This is a genomic window from Acidovorax sp. Q11, assembly GCF_054950075.1.
Window position 1 is genome coordinate 133,602 of record NZ_JBUDZG010000009.1, and the last position, 12,708, is coordinate 146,309.

The 12,708-nt window shown below is 65.8% G+C and carries 12 protein-coding genes and 1 pseudogene; 4 read left to right on the forward strand and 9 right to left on the reverse strand.

Annotation, left to right across the window (positions count from 1 at the left end; translation table 11 throughout):
- Positions 1-56: 56 nt before the first annotated feature.
- From ACYZGB_RS10275 to ACYZGB_RS10310, 8 genes and pseudogenes are all read right to left on the reverse strand, one after another.
- Positions 57-1,056: pseudogene (locus tag ACYZGB_RS10275) on the reverse strand (c-type cytochrome).
- Between the two features lie 172 nt (positions 1,057-1,228).
- Positions 1,229-2,305 carry an ABC transporter substrate-binding protein gene (locus ACYZGB_RS10280; RefSeq protein ID WP_462388125.1) on the reverse strand — a complete coding sequence of 359 codons (1,077 nt, stop codon included), beginning with the start codon at positions 2,303-2,305 and terminating at the stop codon, positions 1,229-1,231.
- 39 nt (positions 2,306-2,344) lie between these two features.
- Positions 2,345-3,526 (reverse strand): NAD(P)/FAD-dependent oxidoreductase, encoded by a 1,182-nt coding sequence (locus ACYZGB_RS10285; protein WP_462388126.1) that lies wholly within the window; start codon positions 3,524-3,526, stop codon positions 2,345-2,347.
- A complete protein-coding gene (locus ACYZGB_RS10290) occupies positions 3,523-4,926 on the reverse strand; it encodes an FAD/NAD(P)-dependent oxidoreductase (RefSeq protein WP_462388127.1) in 1,404 nt (467 codons plus the stop codon). Before ACYZGB_RS10290 ends, ACYZGB_RS10285 begins: the two co-directional genes overlap by 4 nt.
- Positions 4,923-5,219 carry a (2Fe-2S)-binding protein gene (locus ACYZGB_RS10295; RefSeq protein ID WP_462388128.1) on the reverse strand — a complete coding sequence of 99 codons (297 nt, stop codon included), beginning with the start codon at positions 5,217-5,219 and terminating at the stop codon, positions 4,923-4,925. The genes ACYZGB_RS10290 and ACYZGB_RS10295 overlap by 4 nt, the downstream gene beginning before the upstream one ends.
- A gap of 14 nt (positions 5,220-5,233) precedes the next feature.
- Entirely contained in the window at positions 5,234-6,028 is a 795-nt protein-coding gene (locus ACYZGB_RS10300) for an ABC transporter permease (protein WP_094285455.1), read from the reverse strand.
- A gap of 5 nt (positions 6,029-6,033) precedes the next feature.
- Entirely contained in the window at positions 6,034-6,933 is a 900-nt protein-coding gene (locus tag ACYZGB_RS10305; RefSeq protein WP_462388129.1) for an ABC transporter permease, read from the reverse strand.
- The gene (locus tag ACYZGB_RS10310) at positions 6,930-8,018 is read right to left on the reverse strand and encodes an ABC transporter ATP-binding protein (protein ID WP_462388130.1); all 1,089 of its coding nucleotides are present in this window, start codon (positions 8,016-8,018) and stop codon (positions 6,930-6,932) included. Before ACYZGB_RS10310 ends, ACYZGB_RS10305 begins: the two co-directional genes overlap by 4 nt.
- Before the next feature lie 320 nt (positions 8,019-8,338).
- On the opposite strand from ACYZGB_RS10310, the gene ACYZGB_RS10315 reads away from it, so the two are divergent.
- The 3 genes from ACYZGB_RS10315 (at position 8,339) to ACYZGB_RS10325 (ending at position 10,501) form a co-directional block, all read left to right on the forward strand.
- On the forward strand, positions 8,339-9,199 hold the full coding sequence (locus ACYZGB_RS10315; RefSeq protein WP_462388131.1) for an IclR family transcriptional regulator: 861 nt from the start codon (positions 8,339-8,341) through the stop codon (positions 9,197-9,199).
- 254 nt (positions 9,200-9,453) lie between these two features.
- Entirely contained in the window at positions 9,454-9,840 is a 387-nt protein-coding gene (locus ACYZGB_RS10320; protein WP_462388132.1) for a TipAS antibiotic-recognition domain-containing protein, read from the forward strand.
- A 16-nt stretch (positions 9,841-9,856) separates the two neighbouring features.
- Positions 9,857-10,501, forward strand: a complete 645-nt coding sequence (locus tag ACYZGB_RS10325; RefSeq protein ID WP_462388133.1) for a GNAT family N-acetyltransferase — start codon at positions 9,857-9,859, stop codon at positions 10,499-10,501.
- 9 nt (positions 10,502-10,510) lie between these two features.
- Here ACYZGB_RS10325 and ACYZGB_RS10330 read toward each other — a convergent pair whose 3' ends face one another.
- A complete protein-coding gene (locus tag ACYZGB_RS10330) occupies positions 10,511-11,197 on the reverse strand; it encodes a DUF4336 domain-containing protein (RefSeq protein WP_462388134.1) in 687 nt (228 codons plus the stop codon).
- A 389-nt stretch (positions 11,198-11,586) separates the two neighbouring features.
- Between ACYZGB_RS10330 and ACYZGB_RS10335 the strand changes: the two genes are divergently transcribed.
- Positions 11,587-12,411, forward strand: coding sequence for a DUF4397 domain-containing protein (locus ACYZGB_RS10335; protein ID WP_462388135.1), 825 nt, complete (start codon positions 11,587-11,589; stop codon positions 12,409-12,411).
- The last annotated feature ends 297 nt before the right edge of the window (positions 12,412-12,708 follow it).

The window sequence follows — 12,708 nt, forward strand, 5'->3', positions numbered from 1 at the left end:
CCACCGGGCGGTGGGTCAGCGGGCAGCTGTCTCGTTCGGGGGTGCCCGCTCGGGGTTCAACCCGGCAGCTTGAGTCCACCTGCGCCCGAGGGCACGGTGTTGGCGCTGCTCTTGGTGCCCTGGGCCGAGGGCAGGGGGTTGGCACCACCCACCTCCTGCTTCACGCTGCCGACCGGGGCATTCAGGTACAGGTAAAGCGCCTGTGCATCCACATCGCTGAGCTGGCCCAGCGACTCGAAGGGCATCACCTGGATGGGCGTGCCATCGGGCCGCTTGCCGGTGCGCAGCATGGCCACAAAGCTGTTGGCGTTGGGGTAGCGCGCCATGGCGCTGTCGGCGCTGTGGGAGCCGGGACGGATGTCGGAGGCCGCAGGCCAGTCGGGCGGGCCGCCGGGGATCTTGCCGCCCGACAGGTCTGCACCATGGCAGCCAATGCACATGTTGGCCACGTACTGGCCGTTGGCCAGCGTCACGCCCGCCGGCACGGGGCGTGAGGGCGCCAGCTGGTGGTCGATGCGCGCAGCCGCGTCAGGGATCACGCCCAGGCCGTACAGCACCCAGGCGGGGGCGGGGCAGATCCACCACCGCCTGCTGCGTGCTCTCCTGGGGCGGAAGCTGGCGCACATACGACACGAGTGCGTTCAGGTCTTCATTGGTGAGGCGGTTGTAGTCTTCGCTGGGCATCACCATCACGGGGCGGCCGTTGGGCTTGACGCCGTGGCGGATCACGCTGTTCCAGTCTTCGGGCTGGTAGCGGCCCACCACGCCTGCTGAGGTGATGTTGGGCCCCGCGATGCGTGTGCCCTTGCCGTCGTTCACAAACTCGCGACCCGTGCCCTGGGCACCATGGCAGTCGGTGCAGCCGCGCGATGCATACAGGTAGCGGCCACGTTCGATGGTCTGCGCATCGGTGGTGTAGGCCACGGGGCGGGGCTTGATGTCGATGTAGCGGTTGCGCCGCTGCTCGGCCAAGTAAAGGCCGCTGGCTGCAGTGGCGGCCACGATCACGCCCAGCAGCATCGCGCCGCCTGCAGTCCATTTGATCCAGCGTTTCATGGTGGTATCCCTCTTCTTCGATTCAACGACCCAATTGCCGTGTTCAGGCGGCGGATTCTGAATTCGAAGCAGCGGTTTGGCGCACCCCCAGGCCGCAGCGCGTGGCGCGGCCGGTGACATTTTTCACAAACGGCCCACCGGTGTGAGCAGACGTTGCCTGCTCACACCCATCTCAGCGCTCGATGGTCTTGTTCCAGCGCGTGTTCCAGGCGGGGCGGTTCGCGTTCACGCTGTCCCAGTCCAGCGTCACGGCGTTCTTCATCCACTGGCTGATCTTGGCCACCTGCTCGGCGCCTTCACCCACGGCCGGTGCCTTGGGGTTGGTGGGGATCTGCGCGCCAAACTGCAGCACATTGGCCTGGGCCAGCGGGCTCAGCAAAAACTCGGCAAGTTTTTGTGCCAGCTCGGGTTCGCTGTTCTTGGCGATCACGCACTGGCCGGTCATCAGCACCACCGAGCCCTCCTTGGGCTGTGCGTATTCCACCGGGATGCCCTTGGATTTGAGTGCGGCCACGGCCGTGGGCGTAAGGGGGAACAGTGCGGCTTCGCCCGTCTGCACCATCTCGGAGATCTTGGCCGAGCTGGGGATGTACTCCAGCACGTTGGGGCCGATGGTCTTGGCCCAGTTGTTGAAGCCCGGCTCCACGTTCTTGTCGTTGCCGCCCTGGATGCGGTTGAACATCAGGAAGCCGTGCAGCCCGAACGACGACGACGGCATGGACTGGAACACCACCTTGCCCTTGTACTTGGGGTCGGCAAAGTCCATCCATGAGGTGGGTGCAGCCCAGCCTTTCTCGGCAAACATCTTGGTGTTGTAGGCAATGCCCGTCATGCCCAGGCTCACACCGCTGGCCAGGTCGTCCTTGAAGCGGGCAGCGGGGTAGATGTCGTTCAGGTGCGGGTTGGGCTTTTGCTTTTCGCACAAGCCCATGCCCATGGCGCGCACCATGATGCCGTCGTCCAGGAACATCACATGCATCTGCGGCTTGTCCTTGTTGGCCTGGGCCTTGGCCAGGATGTCCGACGAGGTGCCCGGCACCACCACCACGCGCGCGCCGTGCAGCTTTTCAAACGCCGGGAACACGTACTGCGTGTACGCCTTCTCCATGGTGCCGCCGTTCATGCCGATGTACAGCGTCTTGGTTTGTGCCACGGCACCGCCGCTGGCGGCCAGGGCGGTGGCAGCAGCCGCTGCGGCCAGCAGGCCACGGCGCAGGGAAACAACGTTCGAGCAGAAAGCGAAGTTCATGGTGATTGCCTTTCAGGTGGGTCAGGGGGAAATGCAAGATCAGTTGGCTCGGTGGGCCTGCACTGGGGTTGTCGGGGTGTTGTGAGCGGCGGGCACGGATGGTTCGTCGAAACGTGCGAGAGAAAACGCGTCGATGGGCGTGCTGGTGTGCCCGTCACGCGCCAGTTCGGCCAGCACCTCGCCCACAGCGGGGCCGATCTGGAAACCCGCGCCCGCAAAACCAAAGCCGTGGATCAGGCCGGGTGTGGTGCGGCTTTGGCACAGCACGGGCTGGCGGTCGGGCAGGTAGCCCTCTGTGCCGCTCCAGGTGCGGATGAAGTGCGCGTGCTTCAGTGCGGGCAGCAGCTCGATGGCCTGCTGCGTGAGCGATGCAATCGCGCCGCGCTCCGAGCGCGCGCGGTCCGCGTCCAGCCAGAAGCCCGATCCGCCGCCCAGCACCAGGTTGCCGCGCGCCACCTGGCGGCAGTAGATGCCACCACCTTCCACGCCCAGGCTCCATTGCATGAAGTAGGGCAGGGGCTCGGTGACCATCATGGCCGGGTGGCCCGAGCGCAGCGGCACGGCCTCGCCAAATTGCGCCGCCAGGGCACCGGCCCAGGCGCCCGCGCAGTTGAGCACCACGGGCGCCTGCACCTGCAGCGCGGCGCCCGATTGCAGCGTGAACTGCTGGCCACTGTGTTCGATGTGCGTGAGGGGCGAGCGCTCAAAGATTTGTGCGCCCGCGCGTTGGGCGGCCAGCGCGAAGGCGGGCGACACCAGGCGCGGGTTGGCTTGCCCATCGTCCGCGCACAGCGACCCGCCCATGGCCTTGCCACCCAGCCACGGGCACTGCGCACGCAGGCGCTCGCCAGAGATCAAAGTGATCCCCAGATCAAAGTCGCGGCTCAGGTCGGCGTAGTGCTCCAGCGAGGCCATGTCCGCCTCGCTGCGCGCGATCTTGAAGTGCCCGGTGCGCTGGTACTCGCCATCGGTACCAATCAGCTCGGGCAGCCGCGCCCAGATCTGGTGGGCACGCTGCGCCAGCGGCAGCTGGCTCAATGGGCGGCCCTGGCGGCGCACGCCGCCGTAGTTCACGCCGCTGGAACGCGAGCCACACAGGTCGCGCTCCAGCAGCACCACGTCCACGCCCTTGCGGCGCAGCGCCAGCGCGGCCGATGCGCCCACGATGCCGCCGCCCACGATTGCGACGTCGGTTTGGATGGTGCGGGTGGTGCTGCTCATGCGGGGGCTCCCGCATCGGCTGAGGGCCGCGTCTGCAGGTGAATTGGTATCGGCTTGATGGGCGCCTGCCCGCGCAGACGGCCTACCAGCTCCACAGGCTTGCCAGTGGCCTGGGCCAGGATCTCGGCGGCGGCCACGCCACAGGTACGGCCCTGGCAGCGGCCCATGCCCACGCGGGTGAGGGCCTTCAGACGGTTCATCTCGTCGGCGCCGGTGTCGCGCACACAGGCGCGCAACTCGCCCGCCGTGATGTTCTCGCAGCTGCACACCACCAGCGCATCGGGCGCGTGTGCCGCCCAGTCGGTGGGGAAGGGGAAGGCCCGCTCCACCCCTTGGCGAAACCGCATCAGGTGGTGGAGCTGGCCCCGCAGTGTGTGCATGCGCGCGGTGTCTACGGCCACGCCGTGGTCCTGCAGCAGCGCCAGCGCCGCCAGCTCGCCCGCCCATTCGGCCGCATCGGCACCCATGATGCCCGCGCCATCGCCCGCCAGGTACACGCCCTGCACGCTGCTGCGGCCCTCGGCATCCCGCTCGGGCAGGTGGGCACGGTGCAGGGGGGCCCAGGCAAAGCGGCAGCCCAGCAGGTCGGCCAGCTGAGTCTCGGAGCGCAGTGCGTAGCCAAAGCCCACGGCGTTGCAGGCCAGCGTGTGCTCGCGCCCGGCGCCATCGGTCCACACCACGCCTGCAACGCGGTGGTCGCCCAGCACGCGCACGGGGCGCACCCCGCTGTGCATGGGCACGCCATGCGCGCGCAGCCAGGCCACGTAGTAGACGCCCTTGGCAAACACCGCAGGTTGCGTGAGCATGGCGGGCACGGCGGCCAGCTGGTCGGCGAGCCGGGCGGTGTCGAGCACCGCAGCCACGCTGGCCCCGGCTTTGGCATATTGGTAGGCCACCAGATACAGCAGCGGGCCCGTGCCCATCAGCACCACACGGCTGCCAATCGCGCAGGCCTGGAACTTGAGCGCCACCTGCGCGCCCCCCAGCGTGTACACGCCCGGCAGCGTCCAGCCAGGGATGGGCAGCACGCGGTCGGTGGCACCGCTGGCCACAATCAGCTGGCCATAGGGCACGGTGTGTGTGGTCTGCGTGGGGCCGTGCAGCACATCCAGAAGGCCGCCCTGCGCGTTCCAAACCAGGCTGTCGGGCTGGTAGTCGATCTGGTCCTGCAGCGTGTCGAGCGCTGCATGCGCCGCCGTGGCGCGCGCGGCCTCGGTGCCATACAGCGTGGCCGGAGCGCGCTGGAAATGTGCGGGCGGGCGGCGGTAGATCTGACCGCCGCCGCGCGCAGCCTCGTCGATCAGCACGGGACGCACGCTGTGGGCGGCCAGCGTCTGCGCGGCGCGGATGCCGGCAGCGCCTGCGCCTACGATTACGGGTTGCAAGGCGGGGGCCGTCATGCCGGTCCTCCGGTCGTGAGGTCCATGCCCTCCGTCACGAAGGTGGTGCAGGCGCGCAGCCGTTCACCGCTTGCCGCCATCACCCAGCAGTCCTGGCAAGCGCCCATCAAACAGAAGCCTGCGCGGGGCTCGTGGCTGAATTCATTGCGGCGCAGTTGCGCGCGCTGGGTGAGGATGGCGGTCAGCACCGTGTCGCCTTCCAGCGCAAGGGCAGGCTGGCCGTCGATGGTGAAATGCACGGGCGTGCGGTTCTTTTCGGCCACGCGGTGCAGCAAGGCTGGGCTGGGATTCATGGTTTCAAGGGGCATCATTTCCGTCCCACCAGAACACGGTCGAGCCCGTAGACGCGGTCCAGCAGCACCATGGCAAAGGCCGTGACTGCCACCATCAGCGCTGACACGGCAGCCATCAGCGGGTCGATGGATTCGGTGGCGTACATGTACATGCGCACCGGCAGCGTCACCGTGCTGGGCGAGGTGACAAAGATCGACATGGTCACTTCGTCAAAACTGTTGATGAAGGCCAGCATCCACCCACCCGTCACACCCGGCAAGATCATCGGCAGCGTGATGCGCGTGAACACCGTGGCCTGGCTCGCACCCAGCGACAGGGCCGCGTGCTCGGCACTGCGGTCAAAGCCCACCAGCGCAGCCACCACCAGCCGCAGCGTGTAGGGCGTGACGATGAGCGCATGCGCAAACACCAGCCAGCCAAAGCTGCCCGTGCCGCCAATCAGCGCAAACAGGCGAAGCAGGGCCACACCCAGCACCAGGTGCGGAATGATGAGTGGCGACAAAAACAAGCCGTTGAGGAAGCCGCGCCCCGGAAAGTCGTAGCGCGTGATGGCGATGCCCGCTGGCACGGCCAGCACCGTGGCCAGGGTGGCCGATGCCAGGGCTAGCCACAGGCTGTTCCAGAACGACTGCACAAAGTCCGAATGCTCGAACACCGCCTTGAACCAGCGCAGCGAGAACTCGGTGGTGGGCAGCGTCAGCGTGTTGTGCGGCGTGAAGGCGACGATGCACACCACCAGCAAGGGGGCGAGCATGAAGGCGATGACGAGCGCGTTGAACGCGAGGGCAATGGGGCCGTTTTTTTGCATCGTGCTCACCCGAGAGATTTTTTGTAGCGGCCTTCAACCAAGCGGTTGTAGCTCAGCATCACCACCAGGTTGGCCACCAGCAAGGTCAGCGCAATCGCCGCGCCCAGCGGCCAGTTCAGCTCGTGCAGGTATTCGTCGTACACCACCGTGGCCACCATCTTCAGCCGCCGCCCGCCCAGCAGGCCGGGGATGGCAAACGAGCTGGCCGCGAGGCCAAACACGATCAGGCTGCCCGACAAAATGCCCGGCAGCACCTGCGGCAGCACGATGCGCCGCAGCGTGGTGAAGGGCGTGGCCTGCAGCGACAAGGCGGCGTTTTCCACGCCCGGGTCCAGCTTCTGCAGCGAGGTCCACACGGGGATCACCATGAAGGGCAGCATCACATGCACCAGTGCAATCACCACTGCAATCTCGGTGTAGAGCATCTTCACCGGGCCGATGCCCACCAGGCCAAAGGCTGCGTTCACCAACCCTTCAGGGCCCAGCAGCATGCTCCAGCCAAAGGCGCGCACCACCACTGACACCAGCAGCGGTGCCAGCACCACCAGCAGCAAAATGGAGCGCCACGGGTTGCGCATGCGGCTGAGCACATAGGCCTCGGGCGCGCCGATGGCCACGCAGATCAGCGTGACCAGCCCGGCGATCCAGAACGTGCGCCAGAAGATCGCGTGGTAGTACGAGTCGGCAAACACATGGCCGTAGTGCTCCAGCGTGAACTTGCCCGCCTTCGCGCCCGTGGCCGGGTCAAAGGCGTTGAACGAAAGCACGGCCGTGAGGCCCAGCGGCACCAGCAGCAGCACGGTGAACAGCAGCAGCGCCGGGCCGGACAGCCACCAGGGCAGGGCCTTTTTGCCCAGCAACGGGTGGGGCGTTGTTGTCGCCGTCGTTGTAGTAGCGCTTGTCATGGCGTGGCCTCGGTGTCGGACATGGCGGCTTCATCGGCGGGAAGCAGGCGCATGGAGTGGTCGGGCCAGTCCAGGCCCGTGCGCTCGCCTTCGTCAAGCGCGCTGCGGCCGTCGTTGGGCGCCAGCACCATCAGGTCGCCCATGGCCGTGCCCACGCGGTACAGCCACTGGCTGCCCAGAAAGAAACGCTCGCGCACTTCGCCGTCGATACGGCCCTGCACTGCGGGCACCAGTTGCAGTTTTTCGGGGCGCACGCTCAGCAGCACGGCCGCACCGGGGCGGAACTGCGCGCCTTCCACGCGCACTTCGATGGGCCCGGCGCCCACATGGGTGTGTGTGGCATTGGCTGTGGTCACCTGGCCCGGCACCAGGTTGGCTTTGCCCACAAAGGTGGAAATGAAGCGCGTGCGCGGGTGTTCGTACACCCGGTGCGGGTGGTCGATCTGCGTGGCGCGGCCCGCCTCCATCACCACCACGCGGTCGCTGATGGACATGGCCTCGCTCTGGTCGTGCGTGACCATCACCGTGGTGGTGCCCACCTTGCGCTGGATCTGGCGCAGCTCGAACTGCATCTCCTCGCGCAGCTTGGCGTCGAGGTTGGACAGGGGCTCGTCCAGCAGCAGCACGGGCGGCTCGATCACCAGCGCACGGGCGAGGGCCACGCGCTGGCGCTGCCCGCCCGACAGCTCACGCGGGTAGCGGCCTGCGTGTTTTTCCAGGTGCACCAGGCCCAGGGCCTGGGCCACGCGCTCCTTGCGCTCGGCCTTGGGCACCTTGCGCATCTCCAGGCCAAAGCTCACGTTGTCGGCCACAGTCATGTGCGGGAAGAGTGCATAGCTCTGGAACACGATGCCCAGTCCGCGCGTGTTGGCCTTGGCGTGGGTGATGTCGCGCCCGGCCAGCTCGATACGGCCACTGCTCACCGCCTCGAAGCCCGCCACCATCTGCAAGATGGTGGTCTTGCCGCAGCCCGAAGGGCCCAGCAGCGAGACGAACTCGCCTTTTTCCACCGAGAGGTTCATGGACTGCACCGCGCAGGTGCTGCCATAGAACTTGGTCACATCCGTGAGCTGGAGGAAGGACATGCGTGGGCCTTTCTTTCTGCCTGTTTGTCTATCGATCTGTTCTTGCGGGCCAGCCGCCCGTCTTCTGCAAAAAAGCGCGGGCCACTGCGGTGTCTCGGAACGTCGGGCGGGTTCTGTTCCAGTGCGTGGAGCCGGCTGCACCGCCGTGGTGCGCCTGTGTGCCTGAAATTGGACTCACCTTGCGATGTTGATTCACTCTATTGCAATATGCGAACCAGGGTGAATCGGGTATTCCATTAATCAGAATTTTTCTTCAATTCATTCCGTTTAGTGGAATGTGTAGATTAGAATACAAGCCATCTATTCCGCAGGAGTGACGCATGGAAGCAGCATCCGCAGGCACGGGCGGCGTACCCCGGGTCTTTGCCCTCATCCGCGCCTTGGTGGCAGTGCAGGCCGAGGGCGGCCGAGTCACTCAATTGGCGCGTGCCATTGGCTTGACGCAAGGCACCACGCACCGTCTGCTGCAATCGCTGGTCGCAGAGGGCGTGGTCGAGCAGGATGAGCGCAGCAAGCTCTACCGCCTGTCCACCGAGTTCTTTGCACTGGCCGCCAAGGCGGGCAACCCCGGTGACCTGCGCAGCATCTGCCGGCCCGCGCTGCTGCGCCTGAGCGCCAGCCTGGGCGACAGCATCTTCCTCTTGGTGCGCAGCGGGTTCGACGCGATCTGCCTGGACCGCAGCGAAGGGCCGTTCCCCATCCGCTCGTTCACCGGCGACATCGGCGGCCGCGTGGCGTTGGGGGTGGGGCAGGGGGCCTTGTCCATCCTGGCTTTTTTGCCCGAGGCCGAGCGTGAAGAAGTGATCCGCTTCAACCTCTCGCGCGTGCGCGAATACGGCGTGTACGACGAGGTCTACCTGCGCACCGAGATCGAGCGTGTGCGCCAGACCGGCTATGCGGCGCGCAACACTGGCCTGCTCGAAGGCATGGCTGGCGTGGGCGTGCCCGTGCTCGACCGAGAGGGCCGCGCCGTGGCCGCGCTGAGCGTGGGCACCATTTCCGCTCGCCTCAATGAAGACCGCCTGCCCACGGTGGTGGAGCTGCTCAAGCGCGAAGCGGCCGCCATCGGCCCGCGCATCCACCCTTTCGATGCCACCCTGCGCCGCCCCGCGCAAAGCCTTGCCGGGCAGCCGTCCGAGCAACTGCTGGCCCCGCCCGGCGCCGCCAACCCTTCGGTGTGAGGGCGCGTGCTGCATCTGACGTGCGTTTCGCTGCGGTGATGGATGGATGTGACCTGCTGTTCCATTGCGCAGACTGCCCGCCAAGCCGCCACAAAAAAAGCGCCAAATTCCTGGGGTGTGGTGCCGATAGAACGCTGCACTACCAAGGTGGCTTTGTGTCGCTATAGTTCGCGCTTTCATGTGCGCAGGCAACTCCACCCGCAGGTGGAGCACATTGCGGCACTGCCACCCTTGCATCGAGCCAACGCGACACCATGAGCCTGCAGCAAACCACCCCCGAGTACCTCGACCAATGCCGCGCCGCACAGCGTGCCGAACAAGAACGATCCCTGGCTACCACCGACAACTGGGCGCATGTGGACAAACCGAAGGTGCATGCCGACTTCGACGCCTTCTACAAAGAGCTGGCGCCGCTGATCGACGCCAATGCCCCCGAGTCCGAGGCGATTCAGGCGCTGATGGACAAGCACTTTGCCATCGTTTCGCGGTTCTACGTGCCATCGCGCGATGCTTATGTGGGCACCGCGCTGTTCTATGCCGACAACGCCGATATGAAGGCGTTTCACAACACCTACCACCCGCGCATGGTGGAGTTTCTGGGCGACGCCGCGTACACCTACGCGCTGCAGAACCTGCAATAGCGCTCTTTGGCTGCCCATGCAATCACACACCACTCCCTCGCGGCCGCTCACCAGCAGCGCCCTTGAACCTTTTCCGCCTGTGTGCGGCGCCCTGGCCGAAGCGCTGAAGGACGACGCGTTCTACCAGGCAGTCACCATCGACCATGTGGGCGACCCCGCTCTGCGGCACCGCGTGTTGGCCCACTACTTTGTGCTGGCCCTGGACGAAGCTCGTGCCGTTGGCGAAGTGCATCTGGCCGGTGATGATGGTGCGGCCCTGTGGCTTACCCCCGATGCTCCCGCCAGCCACCGCGCCTTGCACAGCGAGCGCCGTACCCAGGCGCTGTCGAGCCTGCTCGGGCCCGCCGGGTTCGGCCACTACCAGCACATCGGCGCCGCCATGGAGGCGCAGGTGCCCGCCGACCTGCACGGCGCGTGGTACCTCTCCATCCTGGGCGTGCGCCCCGCTGCGCAGGGCCAGGGGCTGGCGCAGCGGCTGCTGCAGCCAACGCTGGCGCGTGCAGACCAGGTGCGTGCCACCTGCTACCTGGAAACCTTCAACCCGCTCAGCCTGCCGTTTTACCGGCGCCTGGGGTTTGTGCGTGTGGTCGAGTGTGTGGAGCCCGTCTCTGGCCGCCCCTACTGGCTGATGGCGCGCGAGGCCGTGCAGTCGCAGTCCTGACGCCTGCGGTCAGAACACCGCCAGCGCCCGGGCCACCTGCGCGCGCGCATCGGTGTCGATGATGCAGTTGTGGGCCACCACCACCCGCGCAAAGGGCCAGCGCAGCAAACGCTCAGCACTGCGGGCCGCCGCAGCCCGGTCCCGCACCAGCGCGCGCACCGTGAGCGGCACGGCGAGCTTGCTGCGCACTCCGGTCAGCGTGGCATACACCCGTGTGGACCAGGGCAGATCGCCCGCCATCCACTGCAGCAGGTCCGTCACGACGAGCGTGGCTGACGGCCGGTGAAACCACGCCGATTCATTGCCCGCCGGAATGCCCTCGAAGGCAAAGTGCTCCAGGTCCGGCAGCCACTCGGGGAGGTCGCCTGCAGGCAACTCACGCAGCGTTGCGGCCAGGTCCGACCGTTTTTGCGCCAGCCCTTGCGGGCCGTACATCACCGCGCCCGGGAAGGCTGCGGCAGCGGGAGCCAGAAACAGGTGGTGCATCTTGTTCGGCGCCACGATAAAGGCCACGCTGCCAAGGTCTTGCACCTGGCGCAACAACGCGCTGCCGGGCGGCATCGGAATGGGCGAGTGGATCAAAAGTTTGCGCCCTGGCAGGCGCACCACCGTCATGCGCGTGGAGATGGGAAGGCCGTTGGCCTTGAAGGCATGGGTGGCGTGCCAGAGGTGGGTGTCGAGGGGTTCAAGTTGCATGGCGCGGGATGGTGCCCGGGCGAGGAGGTGGGGTCTTGAACGAAATCGACATGGGGCGGAGTTCTGCTTTGAGCCCTGAGCGGACCTTGGCAACACTACCGCGAAGCTGCCGTTCAGCTGCTACATGCTGCTTGACAGTCCAAACGTGCTGTCTGAATGTCCGATGCAAGCCTTACTGGCACGCTATAGTTTGATGAGTTGGTGCTTGCAGAGTTTGGCGGAAGTTTTATACCTGTGCTTTTGAGCAGCACACAGGCTGCAAGCCCAAGCTGCAAGCCACTTCCACGAGGAATCAGTGTCTAGAATATCCCGCATGGTCCAGTTTAATCCGCTGGTTTTGCGGGATACATCAGGTTCAGACGCTTTTACACGCCTGAAAGGAATCATTTATGAATTTGACGAGCAAAATTCTGCTGGTTGCCGCGCCGATTGCGGTGCTAAGCGCGTGCGGCGGCAGCAGCGACACAGCACAGGCCATAGGCACCTCCGATCCTCAGTTGCGCTTTGCGAATGTGTCGCCCTACGCACCGGCGCTGACCCTGGCCCGAAACGGGGGCAACCGTACAGAGGCGACCAACGTCAGCCATATCTTCCTCTCAGATTACTTCACTGTGGATGCCGGCAGCGCCGACTACCGTGTCAGCGGCCAAGTCAACACGGGCAACCCTCCCAACCCCGAGTTCGCGTTTTCGCAAACCATCAACTTCGATGCCAAGCGCGGCCACAAGTACACAATCCTGACGGTGTCCGATGATTCAGTGCCGTTGCCGAGCTCGGGCAGCACGGCGCGCAAGAACGCCCTGGTGCTAGTCGACGACCCAACGAACCCGAATCTGGTCGACGACCAGTCCTACGTGCGTGCCGTCAACGGCTCGTTCAACGCGCAGAATATCGACCTCTACCTCATTGGCCTGACCGAAACCATCGACGCGCGGACTCCCGACTTGCCGTCCATTGCGTTTAGGCAGTCCAGCCCAGCCAGCGGTTCGGAAGCAATCAGGCGCCCGGCCGGCGACTACCAAGTGGTGGCCACGACCGCTGGCACCAAAAACATTTTGTACCGCGGTCGCTTTACGATTCCCGAAAAACGGGACGTGCTCTTCGTGACCTTCCCTTACACCGCGTTTTTGCCCACTGAAATCCCCAGCGGCGTTGCCATCGCGGCAAAGCTTCAAGGCGATGGCGGCCGCGGTGGCCGGATTCCGTCGTTGTGATCGTGTACTCCGGGATCTGCGCCTAACTCTGCATTGCAGCCAACCGCCTACGCCGACATCTGAATTTGGTCGTTGAACGTCCGCTTCCATTTGCGGTGACCGGCTGCATCTGTTTAGGGTTGTGAGATACCTGCCCGGAATACCCCCGAGCGATGAGCGCCCCCGACCTGAGGGCAGGTGTCGCACAAGCCTCGGGGGAGGAAACCGCGAAGAACGCCAACGTTGGTGTTCAGGGCGCAAACGCTATGGGGATTTGGGCAGCAGCTTGACGACCAAAGCCCGCAATCGAGCAGCGCC

Bases quoted from the DNA above. Each gene is read 5' to 3' on its own strand.
- ACYZGB_RS10295 (WP_462388128.1), bottom strand. From the start codon at position 5,219: ATGAATCCCAGCCCAGCCTTGCTGCACCGCGTGGCCGAAAAGAACCGC.
- ACYZGB_RS10305 (WP_462388129.1), bottom strand. From the start codon at position 6,933: ATGACAAGCGCTACTACAACGACGGCGACAACAACGCCCCACCCGTTG.
- ACYZGB_RS10320 (WP_462388132.1), top strand. From the start codon at position 9,454: ATGAGCCTGCAGCAAACCACCCCCGAGTACCTCGACCAATGCCGCGCC.
- ACYZGB_RS10325 (WP_462388133.1), top strand. From the start codon at position 9,857: ATGCAATCACACACCACTCCCTCGCGGCCGCTCACCAGCAGCGCCCTT.
- ACYZGB_RS10310 (WP_462388130.1), bottom strand. From the start codon at position 8,018: ATGTCCTTCCTCCAGCTCACGGATGTGACCAAGTTCTATGGCAGCACC.
- ACYZGB_RS10330 (WP_462388134.1), bottom strand. From the start codon at position 11,197: ATGCAACTTGAACCCCTCGACACCCACCTCTGGCACGCCACCCATGCC.
- ACYZGB_RS10315 (WP_462388131.1), top strand. From the start codon at position 8,339: ATGGAAGCAGCATCCGCAGGCACGGGCGGCGTACCCCGGGTCTTTGCC.
- ACYZGB_RS10335 (WP_462388135.1), top strand. From the start codon at position 11,587: ATGAATTTGACGAGCAAAATTCTGCTGGTTGCCGCGCCGATTGCGGTG.
- ACYZGB_RS10280 (WP_462388125.1), bottom strand. From the start codon at position 2,305: ATGAACTTCGCTTTCTGCTCGAACGTTGTTTCCCTGCGCCGTGGCCTG.
- ACYZGB_RS10300 (WP_094285455.1), bottom strand. From the start codon at position 6,028: ATGCAAAAAAACGGCCCCATTGCCCTCGCGTTCAACGCGCTCGTCATC.
- ACYZGB_RS10285 (WP_462388126.1), bottom strand. From the start codon at position 3,526: ATGAGCAGCACCACCCGCACCATCCAAACCGACGTCGCAATCGTGGGC.
- ACYZGB_RS10290 (WP_462388127.1), bottom strand. From the start codon at position 4,926: ATGACGGCCCCCGCCTTGCAACCCGTAATCGTAGGCGCAGGCGCTGCC.